The sequence below is a fragment of the Pseudomonas sp. SDO52101_S400 genome (genome assembly GCF_054071635.1).
Window position 1 is genome coordinate 102,269 of the sequence record NZ_JBSVWF010000011.1, and the last position, 20,695, is coordinate 122,963.

The 20,695-nt window shown below is 59.9% G+C and carries 18 protein-coding genes; 13 read left to right on the plus strand and 5 right to left on the minus strand.

The genetic code is table 11. The features are described 5' to 3' along the window. Positions 1–16: 16 nt before the first annotated feature. Entirely contained in the window at positions 17–355 is a 339-nt protein-coding gene (glnK, locus tag ACW9HX_RS08130; protein WP_002555808.1) for a P-II family nitrogen regulator, read from the minus strand. Positions 356–768: 413 nt separating this feature from the next. Here glnK and ACW9HX_RS08135 point away from each other — a divergent pair, with 413 nt between their 5' ends. Further along, the gene (locus ACW9HX_RS08135) at positions 769–1,029 is read left to right on the plus strand and encodes an accessory factor UbiK family protein (protein WP_007920416.1); all 261 of its coding nucleotides are present in this window, start codon (positions 769–771) and stop codon (positions 1,027–1,029) included. Positions 1,030–1,424: 395 nt separating this feature from the next. After that, positions 1,425–1,952: a BRO-N domain-containing protein gene (locus ACW9HX_RS08140; protein ID WP_192559280.1), complete on the plus strand. Its 528-nt coding sequence runs from the start codon at positions 1,425–1,427 to the stop codon at positions 1,950–1,952. Here the strand turns inward: ACW9HX_RS08140 and ACW9HX_RS08145 are convergent. After that, the gene (locus ACW9HX_RS08145) at positions 1,947–2,216 is read right to left on the minus strand and encodes a HigA family addiction module antitoxin (RefSeq protein WP_457380190.1); all 270 of its coding nucleotides are present in this window, start codon (positions 2,214–2,216) and stop codon (positions 1,947–1,949) included. The genes ACW9HX_RS08140 and ACW9HX_RS08145 overlap by 6 nt on opposite strands. Before the next feature lie 252 nt (positions 2,217–2,468). Here ACW9HX_RS08145 and ACW9HX_RS08150 point away from each other — a divergent pair, with 252 nt between their 5' ends. The 8 genes from ACW9HX_RS08150 to ACW9HX_RS08185 all read left to right on the plus strand — a co-directional run bounded on the left by ACW9HX_RS08150 (position 2,469) and on the right by ACW9HX_RS08185 (position 11,365). Continuing rightward, a complete protein-coding gene (locus ACW9HX_RS08150) occupies positions 2,469–2,933 on the plus strand; it encodes a hypothetical protein (protein ID WP_457380191.1) in 465 nt (154 codons plus the stop codon). A 382-nt stretch (positions 2,934–3,315) separates the two neighbouring features. Beyond that, on the plus strand, positions 3,316–4,809 hold the full coding sequence (locus tag ACW9HX_RS08155; RefSeq protein ID WP_457380192.1) for a YifB family Mg chelatase-like AAA ATPase: 1,494 nt from the start codon (positions 3,316–3,318) through the stop codon (positions 4,807–4,809). A 358-nt stretch (positions 4,810–5,167) separates the two neighbouring features. Continuing rightward, the gene (locus ACW9HX_RS08160) at positions 5,168–6,340 is read left to right on the plus strand and encodes a hypothetical protein (protein WP_457380193.1); all 1,173 of its coding nucleotides are present in this window, start codon (positions 5,168–5,170) and stop codon (positions 6,338–6,340) included. Between the two features lie 72 nt (positions 6,341–6,412). After that, on the plus strand, positions 6,413–6,955 hold the full coding sequence (locus tag ACW9HX_RS08165) for an adenylyl-sulfate kinase (protein ID WP_457380194.1): 543 nt from the start codon (positions 6,413–6,415) through the stop codon (positions 6,953–6,955). Between the two features lie 2 nt (positions 6,956–6,957). Next, positions 6,958–7,707: a class I SAM-dependent methyltransferase gene (locus ACW9HX_RS08170; protein ID WP_064589796.1), complete on the plus strand. Its 750-nt coding sequence runs from the start codon at positions 6,958–6,960 to the stop codon at positions 7,705–7,707. 6 nt (positions 7,708–7,713) lie between these two features. Then, complete coding sequence (locus tag ACW9HX_RS08175) at positions 7,714–10,029, plus strand: PEP-utilizing enzyme (protein ID WP_064589797.1); 2,316 nt, start codon at positions 7,714–7,716, stop codon at positions 10,027–10,029. Further along, complete coding sequence (locus tag ACW9HX_RS08180; RefSeq protein WP_457380195.1) at positions 10,026–10,655, plus strand: gamma-glutamyl-gamma-aminobutyrate hydrolase family protein; 630 nt, start codon at positions 10,026–10,028, stop codon at positions 10,653–10,655. The genes ACW9HX_RS08175 and ACW9HX_RS08180 overlap by 4 nt, the downstream gene beginning before the upstream one ends. Continuing rightward, complete coding sequence (locus ACW9HX_RS08185) at positions 10,652–11,365, plus strand: phosphocholine cytidylyltransferase family protein (RefSeq protein WP_064589799.1); 714 nt, start codon at positions 10,652–10,654, stop codon at positions 11,363–11,365. The genes ACW9HX_RS08180 and ACW9HX_RS08185 overlap by 4 nt, the downstream gene beginning before the upstream one ends. 13 nt (positions 11,366–11,378) lie before the next feature. Here ACW9HX_RS08185 and ACW9HX_RS08190 read toward each other — a convergent pair whose 3' ends face one another. Together ACW9HX_RS08190 and ACW9HX_RS08195 are read right to left on the minus strand one after the other, a co-directional pair. Beyond that, on the minus strand, positions 11,379–13,355 hold the full coding sequence (locus ACW9HX_RS08190; protein WP_457380196.1) for a methyl-accepting chemotaxis protein: 1,977 nt from the start codon (positions 13,353–13,355) through the stop codon (positions 11,379–11,381). Between the two features lie 188 nt (positions 13,356–13,543). Continuing rightward, a complete protein-coding gene (locus tag ACW9HX_RS08195) occupies positions 13,544–14,464 on the minus strand; it encodes a LysR substrate-binding domain-containing protein (RefSeq protein WP_457380197.1) in 921 nt (306 codons plus the stop codon). A 158-nt stretch (positions 14,465–14,622) separates the two neighbouring features. Here ACW9HX_RS08195 and ACW9HX_RS08200 point away from each other — a divergent pair, with 158 nt between their 5' ends. After that, positions 14,623–16,017, plus strand: a complete 1,395-nt coding sequence (locus tag ACW9HX_RS08200; protein WP_457380198.1) for a NorM family multidrug efflux MATE transporter — start codon at positions 14,623–14,625, stop codon at positions 16,015–16,017. A gap of 15 nt (positions 16,018–16,032) precedes the next feature. On the opposite strand, the gene ACW9HX_RS08205 is transcribed toward ACW9HX_RS08200, so the two are convergent. Then, a complete protein-coding gene (locus tag ACW9HX_RS08205) occupies positions 16,033–17,703 on the minus strand; it encodes a putative bifunctional diguanylate cyclase/phosphodiesterase (protein WP_457380199.1) in 1,671 nt (556 codons plus the stop codon). A gap of 264 nt (positions 17,704–17,967) precedes the next feature. Here ACW9HX_RS08205 and rep point away from each other — a divergent pair, with 264 nt between their 5' ends. Continuing rightward, on the plus strand, positions 17,968–19,977 hold the full coding sequence (rep, locus tag ACW9HX_RS08210; protein WP_085731399.1) for a DNA helicase Rep: 2,010 nt from the start codon (positions 17,968–17,970) through the stop codon (positions 19,975–19,977). Between the two features lie 57 nt (positions 19,978–20,034). Continuing rightward, entirely contained in the window at positions 20,035–20,607 is a 573-nt protein-coding gene (locus ACW9HX_RS08215) for a xanthine phosphoribosyltransferase (RefSeq protein WP_008086064.1), read from the plus strand. Positions 20,608–20,695: the final 88 nt, after the last annotated feature.

Here is a 20,695-nt window from a genome sequence, read left to right on the forward strand (position 1 = left end):
GGGTTTGTGGCGGCGTTTAGATCGCGTCGGTATCGGTTTCGCCGGTACGGATGCGAATCGCCTGTTCCAGATTGACCACGAAGATCTTGCCGTCACCGATCTTGCCGGTGTTGGCAGCCTTGGTTATCGCCTCGATAACCCGATCCAGATCCTTGTCGTCGATGGCAACGTCGATTTTCACCTTGGGCAGAAAATCGACCACGTACTCCGCGCCGCGATACAGCTCGGTGTGACCCTTCTGCCGCCCGAAGCCTTTGACTTCAGTAACGGTAATGCCCTGCACGCCGATTTCGGACAGCGACTCGCGCACGTCGTCCAACTTGAACGGCTTGATGATGGCAGTGACTAGCTTCATGAAACTCTCTCCCGAATTGGTGGACTTGCCCCAGGAAAACAAACCCGACTCAAGTCTAAGCGCAGTGCCTGGCTTTGTAACGCATCGTCGGCCTTACCTGCCCGACTGACGCCAGCTAACCGCTGCTGACGAAACTCCCCGCTCCGTCTGCCGCACTGCATTCGTCACAGCGACTGCATCAGTGCATGGGTCACTACCGACTAAGCAGAAAGCTTGCCATCTCGCCAAAATCCCCTGATTTCAATCCCTTGGCCGCTGCCGCAGATGCCATCACCGAAATGGCACACCGGATACGCACAACAACGGTGCGCAGCCGTTCGTCCTTTTGCGCGAAAAGCGTGCATCCCGGCCCGCGCGAATGACTATAGACACTGCGTGATACACTGCCGGCCATAGTTTCCAGGACATATCCCATGCTCGCGCCCAAAGACTTCCTCGACGCCCTGAGCGGCACCGCCTCCCGCCTGTTCAGCGGCGACACACCGTTGCCAAAAGCCGAAATCGAAAGCCAGTTCAAGATGCTGCTGCAAAGCGCCTTCAGCAAACTGGACCTGGTGAGCCGGGAAGAGTTTGACAGTCAGATGGTGGTGCTGGCGCGGACTCGCGCTCGACTTGAGAGCCTTGAGGCGAAGGTGGCGGAGATGGAAGCGAAGCTGACGCCGCCGGCTGAGTAACACCTCGTTTCTTTGTGAATGCGGCTCCTTGTGGGAGCGGGCTTGCCCGCGAATGAAGGTCGGAACGACCTTCCCGCCATTCAGGATTCGCTGCCGAATCTCGGCAGAATCCTACAGCTTGCACCCCCGCCGTCCGATTGCGTCGTGAAGCCCTGATTCCTAAGCTCACCCAATGCTGAATGTTCAGCACTGGGTTTGGCGACCCGGAAAGCTTAAGGCGCACGACAACCATGATGGCGGCTATGTTTACCGCCACATCGAGTCATGGCGGTTGTGCGTGGGAGACCTTCGGGTCTGCCGGGTTCCTTTTGCTCCGGTTCGCCAACCCGCGTACGACTGCCACCCAATTGTTTGGCGACAATTGAGGGCAGCCCTAAAGCAAAAGGAGCTGTTCAATGAATAACGAAGATACGTATCTCACTCCTCAGGTTTTCACCCGCCACAAACTCCCCCTCCACGCCCTGCTCATCCAGAACCAACCCTGGTTCTCTGCCCGCGATCTGGGCCGCCTGCTACACATTTACCTCAACGAACGCATGCTGCGAAAACTCGACCCCGACCAATACCAAACCCGCAAAACCCTGATCCACAACCAGATCGAAAACACCCTCCTGATCAGCGAATCCGGCATCTATGCCCTCCTTGTCTACCACTACTGCCCCGAATACCGTGCCCTGCGCGAATGGCTCACCCATCAAGTCATCCCCACCCTGCGCGACGCCCAGCACCCCACGACAAGCGAACGCCCACAGCTAAGCCTGCTGAATTGGCCCGAGATGTCGTTGAGTTTGCTGCACTGGAATAACCAGCCGTGGATTCGGTTGCAGGATGTGCCGCAGATGGTGGTAGAGCGGGAAAAACGAAAACACCCAGTGCCGGCCACTTGGTGGAAAAGGGCTTCGCGGATGCTGCAGTCGCTATAAGCCCGCATGCCGGAGCTGGGCTCTTCGTAAATCGTAAGTCGACTGAAGATTCATCCAGAACTCAGGCGTGGTGTTGAGATGAATGGCAAGTCTGATTGCCAGGTCGGCGCAGATCCTGAGCTGGCAATTCACAAGCTTTTCTATCTCACTTTCGGGCCATTTCGTGGGCATGGCCAGATCCATGACGGTCATGCCCAACGGCTCCATGAATTCCTTATTCAGAACCTCGCCCGGATGAATCGGGCGCGTACCATTGCGGTCCATTTTTCGCCTCCAAAGGCTGCGTTGAGTGGCCAAACTGGAGCATCCGACTCCGCGATACAAGACCGTCGAAACCCTTTCGCCGACGTCCTACAACTATTAGGGCACGGCCCTACAAAAATCAGCGTCTGAGCCTGATTACGTGAGTTCTTCCCCGTGATTACGCTGGTGGCTTTCGCCTGCGCTGGTCGATCCAACAAGTCGAATTGCAGACGAATCACATTGATCGCCAGACACTCTGGTTCTGGATCCCTCTTGTCTGACTTGCTCAAACTCAAAGAAAACACGCTGGTTCAGCACCCAGATGGCGGCTACATCTTCGGCACGATCCCCGATATGCCAAAATTCGGCTTGCCAGGCGGGAAAATTTATTTGCGAATAGGTATTCACCGCCGAGCGAATAGCGGTTTTGGCGTAGTACACGTATGGGAAGCCCATAGAGCCGACTTGCTCAAACATGGTTGCCAGACTGTCGATGGGGTAGCAGCGATTGTTGCGAAAATGATCGTCCCGGGAGCGCAAATCTATTGCGAGTTCAAAGAACAGCGATGTGGAAACAGGGTCGCGGTACTGAAGACATCTATGGGAACACTGATTCTTGAACCGCGACACGAGCGCGCCACAGGATTTGGTTACTTCGTGGTGACTTGGTACCCGCAAAAGCGCGCGCATGGCACGTTGGTGGGGCAGATACCACGGGCATCATCCAATCAGAAATAAAAAAGGCGTCCAATGGACGCCTTTTAAGTATTTTTTGAGGAGTAGTCGCAGCGATTCTTTAGCTCCTGGCTTTACAGCCTTGGGTTCAGAATCCGACAGGCTCGCCCGTCGTCACTACTTCAGAGAAACCAGCTTTCTCTGCTGCCAAAAATGCGGGGGAGCTTTTGCTGGTGCCCAGTCCCGACGAATGCGCAGTTGCAGTCCTCGGACGGGATGATCCGTCAATGCCGGTCGAGAGTCAACGCTCCAATTCAGGCAAGCAGTGACAGCCCATCGAATCTTGATACGTCTTGTAAACCTCTATTTCAGCACTGAAACCCGGCTCAACTACCCTTCAAAAACCCGCAGGAAGCGGCTCCCCGATTCAGCTCAAGGAACGACCATGTCTCTCTCCATCGTCCACAGTCGCGCCCAGATTGGCGTGGAAGCCCCCGCTGTCACCGTCGAAGTCCATCTGGCCAATGGCCTGCCGTCGCTGACCATGGTCGGCCTGCCCGAGGCGGCGGTGAAGGAGAGCAAGGATCGGGTGCGCAGCGCGATCATCAATTCCGGACTGCAGTTTCCGGCGCGACGGATCACTTTGAATCTGGCGCCGGCGGATCTGCCCAAGGATGGCGGGCGGTTTGATCTGGCGATTGCCTTGGGGATTCTGTCGGCAAGTGTGCAGGTTCCGTGTCTGACGCTGGATGAGGTGGAATGCCTCGGTGAGTTGGCGTTGTCCGGCGCCGTACGAGCGGTGCGCGGGGTGTTGCCGGCGGCACTGGCGGCGCGCAAGGCGGGGCGGGCGCTGGTCGTGCCGCGGGCGAATGCCGAGGAGGCCTGCCTTGCTTCGGGGTTGAAGGTGTTTGCGGTGGATCATCTGCTGGAAGCGGTGGCACATTTCAACGGGCACACACCCGTGGAGCCTTATGTATCGGACGGCTTGATTCATGCCGCCAGACCCTATCCCGATCTCAACGAAGTGCAGGGGCAAATGGCAGCCAAACGTGCGCTGCTGATCGCGGCGGCGGGCGCGCACAACCTGTTGTTCAGCGGGCCGCCGGGAACGGGCAAGACATTGTTGGCCAGTCGATTGCCGGGACTGCTCCCGCCATTGTCCGAATGCGAAGCACTGGAGGTGGCCGCCATTCAATCCGTCGCCAGCGGCGTGCCGTTGACCCATTGGCCGCAACGTCCTTTTCGCCAGCCACACCACTCGGCATCAGGCCCGGCACTGGTTGGCGGCAGTTCGAAACCGCAACCCGGCGAAATCACCCTGGCCCATCACGGCGTGCTGTTTCTCGATGAGCTGCCGGAGTTTGATCGCAAGGTGCTGGAGGTGCTGCGCGAGCCGCTGGAGTCCGGGCATATCGTAATCGCCCGAGCCAAGGATCGCGTGCGCTTTCCGGCGCGCTTCCAGTTGGTGGCGGCGATGAATCCGTGTCCCTGTGGATATCTGGGTGAACCAAGTGGCAAGTGTTCGTGCACGCCGGACATGGTTCAGCGTTATCGCAACAAGCTGTCGGGCCCCCTCTTGGACCGGATCGACTTACACCTGACGGTGGCGCGGGAGGCAACGGCGCTGAACCCTGCGGTCCAGCCAGGGGAAGACAGCGCCAGTGCCGCCGCGCTGGTAGCCGAGGCCCGAGAGCGACAACAGAAACGTCAGGGATGTGCCAATGCGTTTCTTGATCTGCCGGGGCTGCGTCGCCACTGCAAGTTATCCACAACCGACGAGAACTGGCTGGAATCGGCGTGTGAACGGCTGACTTTGTCGCTGCGCTCGGCGCATCGACTTCTCAAGGTCGCCAGGACGTTGGCCGATCTGGGGCAGGAAGAAAACGTCCGACGCGAGCACTTGGCAGAGGCGTTGCAGTATCGGCCGGCAACACAGTGAGAATGACAACGCTACTCGCAAATGGGCGGGGCAAAAAATAAACATCCGAATGCCGATGGCCATAGACCGAGATGTGATATAACGGCGACGCTCTTTTTATTATTTATCCGTCCATCGTCAAGACGAAGAGCATTTTTCAGCGTGGAAATGGAGGCTGGACATCATGGAGAAGATATCTATTGCTTATCGGGCAAATCCGTCATTCAACCAGTGCAGTCGTTACTCAAGCCAAGCTTGGCTTGCATGCGTTTACCTGGTCGTCAATTTAAATCCAGACAACTACAAAGTCCTTGTCCAGCATTATTACCCGACTTGACATCGACCTTATTTAAATAAACTTTAAAAGCGCAACTTCATAATGAAAAATGTTTACTTGCTCAGCAACGTGGTGGGTGGTGGCAAAACATATCTCGAGTATCTGATCCCCGCGCTCAATTCGCTTCGAGAAAAGTACAACTGTGTCGTACTCAATACTGATCGTACCGACTTAAGCCGAGAAGAAGTCGAAGCCGTCCTCGATTTCCCGGTAAAGCAGGTTGGCAATGACTTCATTGCGAGCCTGAAATCGCAGGTTGTCATTTCAAATGATGCCTATGCCGGGCGTCTGCTCGACGATTCAAATTTTGGCATCTTCATCAGCCACGGCAATGTCGGCATGCCGACCAAAGACAAGTATTACTACGCAGAGCTGACTTCTTACTGGGATGCGATCATCGCTTCTTCCCGGTCGGGCTTTGATTTGATTACGGCCGGAATGCAGGCATACCGTCGCGACAGAAAGTCTTTGAAAACAATGCTCATCAATGGACTGGCGTTGCGTTCGGACATGCGCAAAACCAGTCCGGTGGCTACGCTGCCCGTGAAGATTCCGGGCTTTTTTGAATCATCATCGCCTTCGAAAAAAACTTCCGACGACTATGTCGTAGGGCTTCTGCCGACCCAACTGGGTATCTGCCCAAACGGGGCGACACTGTATGAAAACCTGCAGACCGTCATCAATGCAGTCAAATCGCAAATTCCCCACGCAAAATTCATCCTGCGTCCGTACATGGCCGAACTTTCCCATCCGACCGTAAAGGCTCTGTGCGAAGAACTGTCTGCCTATGACTGGATAACCGTCGACAAGGCCGGCACCAGCAGCACAGCTTTCTACACACAATGCGACACGGTCATCACCGATGCATCTACCGGTGGCGTTTCGTTCATGCTCAATACCTGCAAGCTGCCGATTTATTACGTGCCCTTTACCGAAGAAAGCAATCTCACGGTCGATGCCTGGCTAAAGCAAATGGACAACCTGTTGCCAATTGCCAGAAGCAGCAATGAGCTCAGAGACATGGCGCTAGGGTTTAGCCTGCTGGAACGAGAAGACAGTTATTACATATACAACAAGTTCTACCAGGCACAATACAGCGACTTGCCTCTGCCTCAGGAAGTGTTCCACGACCTGATTGAATACCGGCACGAGTCGAAGTATTGCCCGCTCTCGATTGACTCTTTCGGCGACATTAACGAGCGGGACAAACATTAAAATAAAGCACGCCAGCCCTCATGTGAGGAAACAGCCTGCCGATACACTCGAATCGAACACGGTCAGAACACTATGAACTGTGATGCTGATGGACAGGTAATCTGGATTACGGGCCTTTCAGGTGCGGGCAAGTCAACGCTGGCCCGCGAACTCGTTGCCAGACTGCGTACTGAAGGACGATCGGTGGTCATGCTCGATGGCGATGAGTTGCGCGAAGTATTCGGCGCAACCGCCGCCAACTCTCAGAACCATGGCCGCGACGGACGACTGGCGCTGGCGATGCAATATGCCCACCTGTGCCGAATGATCGCCGCGCAAGGCCAGACCGTGGTGATTGCAACGATTTCGCTGTTTCGCGAAGTCCATGCATGGAACCGCGCCCACCTGCCCGGCTATTTCGAAGTTTATTTGAAGGTCCCGGTCGAGGAATTGCGTCGCCGCGACCCGAAGGGGATCTACCGTCGATACGATGCCGGGGAACTGCACAACGTTGCCGGGCTTGATCTGCCCATTGATGAACCGCGAGCGGCAGACTGGCTTGTAGAGTTCGACCCGCAGCGCTCCAGGCAAACCCTGGCAGAAGACTTGATCAATAAAATTTATAGAAGGAACTGAGTATGAAAACCGAATGGGACTACACCACTCTGGCCGATGCCTACTTGAAGCGCCCTGACTACGCCGATGCCGCCATTGACGCCATGCTCTCGATCGCTGGCGCCGAGCAAGGCGACAAGTTCTGCGACGTCGGCGCGGGTGTTGCACACTTGACGCTGATGCTGGCCGCCCGTGGCCTGGATGTCACTGCGGTAGAACCCAACGATGCAATGCGCGCCAACGGCATCAAGCGCACCGCCGCGCTGGCCAATGTCAAATGGCACGAAGGCACCGGTGAAGTGACCGGGCAAGCGGCGCAGGCATTCGACATGGTCACGTTCGGCAGCTCCTTCAATGTCTGCGACCGTCAGCAGGCACTCAAGGAAACCGCGCGCATTCTCAAACCGCGCGGCTGGTTTGCCTGCATGTGGAACCACCGCAATCTGGAAGATCCGATTCAGGCGCGAATCGAAGCCATCATCAAAGAGCGCGTCGCCGGCTATGGCTACGGCACCCGTCGCGAAGACCAGACCGCCGTGATCGACGCCAGCGAGCTGTTCGGCCCGGTCGTGCATCTGGATGCGCGGGTCATCCACGAGCAATCCATCGCAGAGTGCCTGGAAGCCTGGCGCTCCCACGCCACGCTGGAACGTCAGGCGGGCGCGAAATTTCACGAAGTCATCAGCGCCATCGACGATTACCTGCAAAGTCTGCAGACGCCGTCGATCCAGATCCCGTACTCGACGAATATCTGGGTCGCTCAGCTGAGATAACGCCTGATGGCCCTGCATTTCTCTACCAAGGCCGGCACCTTGTCGCGCCTGCAAGGGCGGCTCGTGTCTGCGCGCATTGCGCCGCTGCTCGCGTTTACCGTGGAGCAGTGGCACGCGGATCGGCGCGCCTGCATTCAGGATATCCGCGGGCGGCTGCCTGCCCCCTCCTGGATCGTGCGCTCCAGCTGTGGCCGCGAGGACAGCGCCGAGGCTTCTTTCGCCGGCGCCTTTCTCTCGGTGCCGAATGTCGAAGAAGCAGGGCTTGAGTCGGCGGTTGAGCAGGTCATCGCCAGTTATGGCGAGACGCATCTGAGCGACGAGGTGCTGATTCAACCCATGCTCGGCAACGTGATCCGTTCCGGCGTGGCGTTTTCCCACGACCCGAATACCTGCGCGCCGTACCGTGTGGTGAACTGGTCGGAAGGTGACGACACCGCATCGGTCACCGGCGGCATGGGTGGACGGTTGTGGCAGCAGGCGGCGCACAGCCCTGTTTCACCACCCGCAGCCCTCTCACCGATCATTGCTTTGCTTGAGGAACTGCTGGGGTTGTTCGGCGGTGGCCCCGTCGACTGCGAGTTCGCGGTGACGTGCGAAGCCGAAGGCGAGACCTTGTGGCTGTTGCAGGCCCGGCCGTTGATTCTGCCTGCCCGGGCAGAGTCCGAAGCCGCGCAGGCTGCCCGCCTGCAAAATATCGAGCAGAAAATCGCGCGCGGCATGCGCCCGCATCCATTCCTGATCGGCCAGCGCACGGTCTACGGCGTGATGCCCGACTGGAACCCGGCAGAGATCATCGGTATCCGCCCCAAACCGCTGGCGCTGTCGCTGTATCGCGATCTGGTGACCGACTCCATCTGGGCTTACCAGCGTCACAACTATGGCTACCGCAACTTGCGCAGCTTCCCGCTGATGCCGCACTTTTTCGGTTTGCCGTATATCGATGTGCGCTTGTCGTTCAACTCGTTCATCCCGGCAGACCTCGACGAGGGACTGGCCGGGCGACTGGTCGACTACTACATCGATCGGTTGCTGGCGGAGCCGACCCTGCACGACAAGGTGGAGTTCGAGATCGTTTTCTCCTGCTACACCCTGGACCTGTCGCAACAACTGGAGCGCTTGGCCAGTGCAGGCTTTTCCGCGCACGAACTGGAGGCCATCAGTTCCAGTCTGCGCAAACTGACTAACCGCATCGTGCATCCCAAGGATGGTTTGTGGCGCAGCGACGCCAACAAACTTGATGTGCTCAATGCCCGCCGCGAAGAGCTGCTGGCCTCCAACGCCGATCCGCTGGAGCGCATCTACTGGCTGCTCGAAGACGCAAAACGCTACGGCACCCTGCCCTTCGCCGGCCTGGCCCGTGCGGGTTTCGTTGCGGTGCAGATGCTCAGATCATTGGTCAGCGTGGGTGTTTTCTCGCAAGCCGACTACGATGCGTTCATGGCCGGCGTCTCAACCGTCAGCGGTCAATTGGCGCGTGATCGGGCGACACTCGACAAGACAACTTTCCTCGCACGCTACGGGCACCTGCGCCCCGGCACCTACGACATTCTGTCGCCACGTTACGATGAAGCACCGGAACTCTACTTCGACTGGGACCAGCGCCCAGCAGCCCCCGAGCCACTGCAACCGTTTTCGCTGACGCTGCCACAGATGCGCGAGATCGTGAAGCTGCTCGAGGCCCATGGCCTGCAACCGGATCCGGTAGGACTGCTGGACTTCCTGCAAAACGGCATCGAGCTGCGCGAACTGGCGAAGTTTCATTTCACCCGCAACCTGTCGGATGCCCTCGCGCTGATCGCGCAAGTCGGCGCCGAGTACGGCATCGACCGCGAAGAACTGGCTTATTGCGATATCAGCGCCTTCCAGGAACTGCACGTTGCCGCTGCCGATCCCAAAGACGTGCTGCTGCGCAGCATCGAACAAGGCAAGGCGCGCTACGCAGAAACACTGAAGGTGTCCCTGCCACCCGTAATCACCTGTCCGGAAGATGTCTGGAGCTTCGAGTGGCCGGAAACGGCGCCCAACTTCATCACGCAAAAACGTGTGACGGCACCCGTGGTGCAATGCGATGACCGGGAAAGGCTGGCCGGGGCGATTGTCTGCATTCCCAACGCGGATCCCGGTTTCGACTGGTTGTTCGCTTATCCGATTGCCGGGCTGATTACCGCGTGGGGCGGAGCCAATTCGCACATGGCGATTCGCGCCGGTGAACTCGGCCTGCCGGCCGTCATTGGCGCTGGAGAAGTGCTTTACCGGCGCTGGTCGACAGCAGATATCCTGCATCTGGACTGCCCGGGCCGCAGGGTGGAGATGATGACATGAAGCGGGTCGCTGTCAGTCAGAGAGTGGACGTGCATCCGGAGCGCGGCGAAAGCCGCGATGCCCTGGATCAACGGCTGATCGACTTTCTGCTGGCAGCGGGGTTCATCCCCCTGCCGGTGCCCAACGGATTGGTCGATGCCAGCCTCGAACACTGGCTGGCCGCTGTATCGCCTCAGGCATTGCTGTTGTCCGGTGGCAATGACATCGGACAGTGCCTGGCCCGCGATCTCACGGAGACACGCCTGCTCGATCACGCACGCTCGCGAAATCTGCCAGTGCTGGGCATCTGCCGCGGCATGCAGATGCTGGGGCATTGGGCAGGTAGCGAACTGAAAGCGGTCAGCGGGCACGTGCGCACCCGGCATCGCCTGTCCGGGGAGATCGTCGCCGAGGTCAACAGCTATCACAACCAGTCTCTGGCCAGTTGTCCGCAGGACTTTGAAGTTCTGGCGCGCAGTGAGGACGGCGAAATCGAAGCGATCCGGCACCTGTCTCGCCCTTGGGAAGGCTGGATGTGGCACCCGGAGCGCGAGACGGATTTTGCACCCCACGATATTCAGCGCATTCGCCAGCTGTTCGGCGAAACCGATTCCACTCAAACAACTCAAGGGACCGATGTGTCGTGAAAGCCATTATCCTGGCTGCCGGACGTGGCAGCCGCATGAAAAGCCTCACGGATGATTGCCCCAAATGCCTGGTGGAGTTGCGCGGCAAGCCGCTGCTCGAATGGCAACTGGAGTCGTTGCGTGCAGCGGGTATCAGTGAAATCGCGGTGGTCACCGGCTACAAACGCGAATTGCTGGCCGACCGCGGCCTGACCGAGTTTCATAACCCTCGCTGGGCAGACACCAACATGGTGTCATCACTGGCCTGCGCCGAAGCCTGGCTTGAAGGCCAGCCGTGCATCGTCAGTTATTCGGATATTTTTTACAGCCCGGACGCCGTCAGGTCGTTGATGACCAGCGAAGCGTTGCTGGCCGTCACCTACGACCCCAACTGGCTGGAACTGTGGACCCAGCGTTTCGGCGATCCACTGCTGGATGCTGAAACATTCCGGCTCAATAGCGACGACACGCTGGCCGAAATCGGCAACAAACCGCAATCGGTGGGGGAAGTCGAAGGCCAGTACATGGGGCTGCTGCGCTTCACGCCCGCAGGTTGGGCAGAAGTCGTGCGGCTACGGGATGAATTAACCTCAAGCCAGTGCGACAAGATGCACATGACCAATACCCTGCAGCGCGTCATCGACGCCGGTCGGGTAGCGATCCAGGCGGTTGCCTATTCAGGGGAGTGGGGAGAGGTCGACTCCAGCGAAGACCTCTCCGCGTACCAATAACCGGCACGCCGCATCAACGAAACCGATCAACCTCGGAACGCAGATCCGCTGCCAGTTTCTCCAGCTCCTTGGCCGTCACCGCCAGGTTCGACACCACCTCACGCTGCTCACTGTTGGCCAGCGCAATGCTTTGCAGGTTACTGCTCAGCAACGTAGCGGTACTGCTCTGCTCCTGGGTCGCCGTAGTAATCGCAGCAAACTGTTGCCCTGCCGAGCGGCTCTGCTCATCGATCCGCGCCAGCGCCGACGCGACATTGGCGTTGCGCGACAGGCCTTCCTGCATCAGCAGGTTGCCCTGCTCCATGGTGCTGATGGCGTTGCCGGTTTCCTGCTGGATGCTGTGAATCATCCCGGAGATTTCGTCAGTCGCCTGACGGGTGCGCGAAGCGAGGTTGCGCACTTCGTCTGCCACCACGGCAAAGCCACGGCCCTGTTCACCGGCGCGCGCGGCTTCAATCGCAGCGTTGAGCGCCAGCAGGTTGGTCTGCTCGGCAATCGAGGTGATCACGCTGACGATGCCGCCGATTTCCTGGGAGCGCTGACCGAGGGTGTTGATCACGGTCGCGGTGGTGTTCAGTGCACCAGCGATTTGCTCCAGCGAGGAAGAAGCCTCTTCCATCGACGTGCGCCCGATCTGGGTCTGTTGCGCGTTTTCCTGGGCCAGACGCTGGGTGTTGCCCATGTTGTCGGCGATGTTCAGCGAGGTGGCGCTGAACTCTTCCACGGCGCCGGCCATGCTGGTGATTTCACCCGACTGCTGCTCCATGCCTTCATAAGCACCACCGGACAAACCGGACAGCGCCTGGGCCCGGCTGTTGACCTCTTCCGAGGAGCGGCGGATGTGTTCGACCATGGTCGACAGGGCCTGGCTCATCTGGTTGAAGGCGCGGGCCAACTGGCCGATTTCATCATTGCTCGACACATTCAGGCGCACGCTCAGATCACCGGCGCCCAAGGCTTCGGCCTGACGCACCAGATCGCCCAAAGGCGCCAGCTTGCTGCGCAGCAACCAGACCACAGAGCCGACCGCCAGCAGCATCGCCAACAGACTGCCGATCGCCAGTTGGGTGCCCACGCTCCAGGTCACCGCGCGGATCTCCGCCTTCGGCATGCTCGCCACCACCGACCATGGACCGCCTTCGAACGGCACGGCGATGCTGTAAAAGTCTTCGGACTTGTCGCTCCAGAACCGGCCTTTACCCGGTGCTTTCGCCAGATCATTGATCACAGGAACCGCTTGATCCAGAGCCTGCACACCGGCCGGCGCCACCAGCCACTGGTTCTTCTCGTCCAGCAGCGCCAGCGAACCGCTCTGGCCAATGCGGAAGCGCTTGAGGTTATCGAATTGGATGTTCTGCGCGTCGGTGTAATCGAAGCCGACGAACAGCACCGCAATCACCTTGCCGCTGCCATCGCGCACCGGGGTGTATTGGGTCATGTACGAGCGATCGAACAGCAAGGCACGGCCGACATAGCCCTGCCCCGCCATCAACTTCGCATAAGCCGGGTGCGCATGATCGAGCAAGGTGCCGATGGCACGCGTACCGTCCTGTTTGGTCAGCGAGGTGCTGACCCGCACGAAGTCTTCGCCACTGCGCACGAACAGCGTGGCGACGCCGGCCGTCATCTGCTTGAACTCGTCGACTTCCTTGAAGTTGTTGTTCAGCACTTCGCCGCCCAGGTGCAGGCCCGGCGTCTGCGTGCCGGCAACCGTCACGGGTTCATCCGGGTGAATGCTCAAACCCGCGCTGAAGCGCTTCTCGAACAGCCCGCTCAGGCGCTGGGTGCTTTCGCGCAGCGTGCCGTGGAAGGTGCTCAACTGGTCGGCGAGCAGACGTGCTTCGCTGGCCAGGTGTTCTTCACGGGTGGCAAGGTTGGCGGTGTCCAGCGAACGCAGGGCGAACACCGTACTGCCACTGATGACAACCGCCAGTATCACGGCGAGCGCGAGGCCCAGCTGCGAGGCGATCCGAGCGCGAGGTTGAGACATGGACAGCTCCTGGCCGAGCCACCGGATCCTCCTTGATCGCAGCACTTGCTCGGAAAATTCTAATAGTGGGGTGTAATCGTGGAGACCGGCACGACGGTTCCACATGCACGTATTCGGCGGTAGAACCGAATACTTGAGCGAATAGCAGGGTTATGGCACAAGGCCGGCATTGTGGCGGCTCGAACGTTTCAGCTCAAGCGCGTCACCGCCGGAAGCGCCATGGCCCGCACTTCGCCTTGCAGGAAGTCGCTGAGGCGGCGCAAACGTTCACCTCCCGGGCGGGTTCTCGGCCACACCAGGTAGTAATTCAGTCCGCTGGCGACGGCGGTCGGCCACGGCAGACTCAAGCGACCTTGCGCCACATCCTCGGCCACCATCAACAGATCGCCCATGGACACACCGTAACCCCGCGCCGCCGCGATCATTCCCAGCTCCAGGGTATCGAACACCTGCCCGCCCTTGAGCGACACCTGATCGGACAACCCCATGTGCTCAAGCCAACTGCGCCAGTCGCGGCGATCCGGCGTCGGGTGCAGCAGTTCGGCGCTGGCCAGTCGCGCCACATCCCAGGGCTGGTCGTGCAAAAGGTTTGGGGCGCCCACCGGAATCAGCTCTTCCGGAAACAGCAGGCTGGCCTCCCAGTCCGGCGGAAAATGCCCGTCGCTCAGCAGCACCGCGCAATCGAAGGGTTCGTTGTTGAAATCCACCGAATCCACATCCATCCACGCACTGGTCAGTTGCACTTCATTGCCCGGCTGCAAATGGCGGAAGCGACTGAGCCGCGCCAGCAACCAGCGCATGGTCAGGGTCGACGGGGCCTTCATGCGCAGGATGTCATCTTCGGCGCGCAAGGTATTGCAGGCTCGCTCCAATGCGGCGAAACCCTCGCGGATGCCCGGCAGCAACAGGCGCGCCGATTCGGTCAGTTGCAGGTTGCGTCCGCTGCGATGGAACAGCCGACAGGCGAAGTGCTCCTCCAGCGTCCGGATATGCCGGCTCACAGCACTCTGAGTGATCGACAATTCTTCGGCGGCGCGGGTGAACGAACTGTGGCGTGCCGCCGCTTCGAATGCGCGCAGGGCATACAAGGGAGGCAGACGACGAGACATACACAACGCTCCAATGGCGGGATTGCGCCAACTTAGCAGAATTGCTCCTGGATGAGTTTTAATCATGCCACCCATCCTTTTTATCCCTTTGTGCAACCCGCGCCAAACCCTGAGAATCGACGGTCTCTTGCTTCCTCTTTTATACGGATGTGAACACCATGCAGCGTCCTGTGCGTACCGAACTCCGGGCCATCCTGCGGCTGGCGGGGCCGTTGATCGCCTCGCAGTTGGCGCACATGCTGATGGTGCTGACCGACACCCTGATGATGGCCCGCCTCAGTCCTGAAGCACTGGCCGGCGGCGGTCTGGGTGCGGCGAGCTATTCGTTCGTGTCGATCTTCTGCATCGGCGTGATCGCGGCAGTCGGCACCCTGGTGGCGATCCGTCAGGGTGCCGGCGACATTCTCGGCGCCGCCAAACTGACCCAGGCCGGATTGTGGCTGGCGTGGCTGATGGCGCTTGGTGCCGGGCTGCTGTTGTGGAACCTCAAACCGGTACTGTTGCTGTTCGGCCAGACCGAAACCAACGTCAACGCTGCCGGGCAATTTCTGATTGCTCTGCCGTTTGCCCTGCCCGGCTACCTGAGCTTCATGGCCTTGCGCGGTTTCACCAGCGCCATTGGCCGGGCAACGCCGGTGATGGTCATCAGCCTCGCCGGCACGGTGGCCAACTTTCTGCTCAATTACGCGTTGATTACCGGCATGTTCGGCCTGCCAAAACTGGGGCTGACGGGCATCGGCCTGGTCACGGCGATCGTCGCCAACTGCATGGCACTGGCGCTGGCCTGGCACATTCGCCGGCATCCGGCCTACGACGCGTACCCATTGCGCGAAGGCCTGTCGCGGCCGAACCGGCAGTACCTCAAAGAACTCTGGCGCTTGGGTCTGCCGATCGGCGGCACCTACGCGGTGGAAGTCGGGCTGTTCGCCTTCGCGGCGCTGTGCATGGGCACCATGGGCAGCACCCAACTGGCGGCGCACCAGATTGCCCTGCAAATTGTATCGGTGGCATTCATGGTCCCCGCGGGGATGTCGTATGCGATCACCATGCGCGTCGGCCAGCATTACGGCGCCGGGCAATTGAGCGATGCGCGGATGTCCGGGCGGGTCGGCATCGTCTTTGGTGCAGTGGTGATGCTGGGGTTTGCGATGGTGTTCTGGTTTCTGCCGAACCAGTTGGTCGGGTTGTTCCTGGATCACAGCGACCCGGCGTTTGCCGAGGTCATCCGTCTGGCCGTGAGTTTGTTGGCGGTCGCAGCGTGGTTCGAACTGTTCGACGGTACCCAGACGATCGCCATGGGCTGTATTCGTGGGCTCAAGGATGCCAAGACTACATTTCTGGTCGGGCTCGGCTGTTACTGGCTGATCGGCGCACCGGCAGCGTGGCTGATGGCGTTCCATCTGCACTGGGGGCCGACCGGCGTCTGGTGGGGGCTGGCACTGGGCTTGGCGTGCGCAGCGATCAGCCTGACGCTGGCGTTCGAATGGAAGATGAAGCGGATGATTCGGCTGGAGCCGCAATCGCAGAGCTTCAGTGTCGCCCAAACCGAGTGAAGATTCCCTTGTGGCTCAGCCGACGATTTCCAGCGGCTGCTGACTCGCATCGAAAGTCAGGTAATCAACCAGCTCCGCCAGCGGCAACGGCTTGCTGATCAGGTAACCCTGCACCTGATCGCAGCCGAACCCGCGCAGCAGATCCAGTTGCTCGCGGGTTTCCACCCCTTCGGCCACCACTTCCAGGTGCAGGTTATGCGCGAGGTTGATCATCGCGTGCACCAGTTTGCGGTTCTCTTCGCGCTGCTCCATGCCCCCGACGAAGCTCTTGTCGATCTTCAGCAAGGTGATCGGCAGACTGTTGAGGTGCACGAACGACGAGAACCCGGTACCGAAATCATCCAGCGAGAAGCGCACGCCGAGGCGGCCAAGGGCGTCCATGGTCTGCTTGACCAGATCGCTGCGGCGCATCACGGCGGTTTCAGTGAGTTCGAATTCCAGCCACTGCGCCTCGACACCGCGCTCGGCGATCAGACGACTGAGCGTCGGCAGCAACTGGCTGTCCTGGAACTGGCGGAACGACAGGTTGATCGCCATGTGCAGCGCCGGCAATCCGCGCTCGCGCAACGCCTGCATGTCGCGCAGGGCCCGGGAAATCACCCAGTACCCCAGCGGCACGATCAGACCGCTCTGCTCGGCCAGCGGCACGAATTCGCTCGGTGGCAGCAGGCCGCGTTCACTGTGACGCCAGCGCACCAAGGCTTCGAGGCCGACGATCTGGCCGTCCTGCATGTTCAGGCGCGGTTGGTAATGCAGCTCCAATTCATCGCGACGCAAGGCCCGGCGCAGCTCGCTTTCGAGGTCGGCCATGCTCCGCGCATTACGGTTGATTCGTTCGTTGAAGATGTGAAAGGTGCAGCCCTGGGTGCTTTTGGCCTGCTGCATGGCGATGTGCGCGTGCCACATCAGCGGATCGGCACCACCCTGAGCGCGGGCATGGGCGATACCGAGGCTGGAACCGATCAACAGGCTTTCGCCATCGACCCAATAGGGTTCGGCCAGGGCTTCGGTGATGCGCTCGGCCATCCATTCCGCCCGTTGCGGGGCGCGGCGGGTGTCGATCAGCAGGGCAAATTCATCGCTGCCCAGCCGCGCCAGTTGATCGCCGGCCTCCAGCTGGCTTTTCAGCCGGGCGACGACCTGCAGGATCAGACGGTCGCCCGCCTGATGGCCGAGGGCGTCATTGGCGTGGCGGAAGTTGTCGAGATCGAGGTGCCCGAGAGCCAGGCCACGACCGTCGTTTTCGGCCAGACGGGCCGTGAGCAGGGTCTGGAAACCCTGGCGGTTGGCAATGCCGGTCAGGGGGTCCTGTTCGGCCAGGCGTTGCAGGGTGTTTTCCAGCACGCCGCGTTCGCGAACATGACGCAGGCAACGCCGGAGCATGCCGACATCGAGGGCATCGAACACCAGCCAGTCACTGACGCCGTCGGGCGCGGTCGCCGGTTCGTGCTCCAGCAGCAACACCGTCGGCAGGCTGCAACGGCCGGGTGCCGGCTGCAAGGCGGGAACGGTCAACAACACCGCATGGCGGTTGTCTTCGAACAGACTGCTGACCGACTCCCAGCTCGGCGCGCTGATCAGCACCGCCGCGCTCCCCAACGGAGCCAGACACTCGCGCAATAACGCTGTCCACGCTGGCTCTTCGGCCAGTAGCAGCAAACGCAAGGGTTCGACAGGCGTAGTCAAGCTGACTCCCTAGACTCTGCAAAGATGTGGGCGGCGGGCATTATGCCGTTCTGCCAACCAATGACCAAATGACAACGGTTATCAAAACGTTATTTTGTGTCACGAATGCAAACATTAGCCGCAAAATCACCGCGCATCCTGCGTGAAAGTAACAAAACCGGCAAATTTGAATCGCGTGCTGCGTCACAAGTCGGAGAGAGCAGCACAAATCGCTGAGCCTGTTAAAATGCCGGCCCATTTCGTCAACGACTCCCGAATTTTCGTATGTCCCGACTCAATCCCCGGCAGCAAGAAGCCGTGAACTACGTCGGCGGCCCTCTATTGGTGCTCGCCGGTGCTGGCTCCGGCAAGACCAGCGTGATCACGCGCAAGATTGCGCACCTGATCCAGAACTGCGGCATCCGTGCCCAGTACATCGTCGCCATGACCTTCACCAACAAGGCCGCGCGCGAGATGAAGGAACGGGTCGGCACCCTGCTGCGTGCCGGCGAAGGGCGCGGCCTGACGGTCTGCACCTTCCACAACCTGGGTCTGAACATTATCCGCAAGGAACATGAACGGCTGGGCTACAAACCCGGTTTCTCGATCTTCGACGAAACCGACGTCAAGTCGCTGATGACCGACATCATGCAGAAGGAATACGCGGGCGACGACGGCGTCGACGAGATCAAGAACATGATCGGCGCCTGGAAAAACGACCTGATTCTGCCGGCCGAGGCCCTGGAAAACGCCCGCAACCCCAAGGAACAGACCGCCGCCATCGTCTACACCCACTATCAGCGCACGCTCAAGGCGTTCAACGCGGTGGACTTCGACGACCTGATCCTGCTGCCGGTAAAACTCTTCGAAGAACACGCCGACATCCTCGAAAAGTGGCAGAACAAGGTGCGTTACCTGCTGGTCGACGAATACCAGGACACCAACGCCAGCCAGTACCTGCTGGTGAAAATGCTCATTGGCAAGCGCAACCAGTTCACCGTGGTAGGCGACGACGACCAGTCGATCTACGCCTGGCGCGGCGCGCGACCGGAAAACCTGATGCTGCTCAAGGACGACTATCCGTCCCTGAAAGTGGTGATGCTGGAGCAGAACTACCGCTCCACCAGCCGCATCCTGCGCTGCGCCAACGTGTTGATCTCGAACAACCCGCACGAATTCGAAAAGCAGCTGTGGAGTGAAATGGGCCACGGCGACGAGATCCGTGTGATCCGCTGCCGCAACGAGGACGCCGAAGCCGAGCGCGTGGCCATGGAAATCCTCAGCCTGCACTTGCGCACCGACCGCCCGTACAGCGATTTCGCGATCCTCTATCGCGGCAACTACCAGGCCAAGCTGATCGAGCTGAAACTGCAGCACCACCAGGTGCCGTACCGTTTGAGCGGCGGCAACAGCTTCTTCGGGCGCCAGGAAGTGAAAGACCTGATGGCCTACTTCCGCCTGATCGTGAACCCGGACGACGACAACGCCTTCCTGCGCGTGATCAATGTGCCGCGCCGGGAGATCGGCTCGACGACCCTGGAAAAACTCGGCAACTACGCCACCGAACGCAAGATCTCGATGTATGCCGCCACCGACGAACTCGGTCTGGGCGAACATCTGGACAGCCGCTTCACCGATCGCCTGTCGCGCTTCAAGCGCTTCATGGACAAGGTGCGCGAGCAGTGCGCCGGCGAAGACCCGATCTCCGCCCTGCGCAGCATGGTCATGGACATCGACTACGAGAACTGGCTGCGCACTAACAGCTCCAGCGACAAGGCCGCGGACTACCGGATGAGCAACGTCTGGTTCCTGATCGAAGCCTTGAAGAACACCCTGGAAAAAGACGAAGACGGCGAAATGACCGTCGAGGACGCCATCGGCAAACTCGTCCTGCGGGACATGCTGGAACGTCAGCAGGAAGAGGAAGACGGCGCCGAAGGCGTGCAGATGATGACCCTGCATGCGTCCAAGGGCCTGGAGTTCCCCTACGTGTTCATCATGGGCATGGAAGAGGAAATCCTCCCGCACCGCTCCAGCATCGAAGCCGACACCATCGAAGAAGAACGCCGCCTGGCCTACGTGGGCATTACCCGCGCGCGCCAGACCCTCGCGTTTACCTTCGCCGCCAAGCGCAAACAGTACGGCGAAATCATCGACTGCGCGCCAAGCCGCTTCCTTGATGAACTGCCGCCGGACGACCTGGCCTGGGAAGGCAACGACGACACACCGACCGAAGTCAAAGCCGTGCGGGGCAATAGCGCATTGGCTGATATACGCGCGATGTTAAAGCGCTAGAATTGACCACTTTTTTAAAACCTTAGGGCGCACAAGGCGCCAACAGAGGACAGCTTCATGGAAGCCCTGCACCAGAAAATCCGCGAACAAGGCATTGTGCTTTCCGACCAGGTCCTGAAGGTCGACGCCTTCCTGAACCACCAGATCGACCCGGCCCTGATGAAGCTGATCGGCGACGAATTCGCCGCGCTGTTCAAGGATTCGGGCATCACCAAGATCGTCACCATCGAAGCGTCGGGCATCGCCCCGGCGATCATGACCGGTCTGAACCTCGGCGTGCCGGTGATCTTCGCCCGCAAGCAACAGTCCCTGACCCTGACTGAAAACCTGCTGTCGGCGACCGTTTACTCGTTCACCAAGAAGACCGAAAGCACTGTGGCCATCTCCCCGCGTCACCTGACCAGCAGCGACCGCGTGCTGATCATTGACGACTTCCTGGCCAACGGTAAGGCGTCCCAGGCACTGATCTCGATCATCAAGCAGGCCGGCGCCACCGTCGCGGGTCTGGGCATCGTGATCGAGAAGTCGTTCCAGGGCGGCCGTGCGGAACTGGATTCCCAGGGCTACCGCGTCGAGTCGCTGGCTCGCGTGAAATCGCTGAAGGATGGCGTGGTTACTTTCATCGAGTAATCGCTGAAAGGCGCAAGCTTGCCGCAATAACTGTGGGAGCGGGCTTGCTCCGGGCGGCGTTCCGACGAAGGCGTCAGTTCAGTCTCCA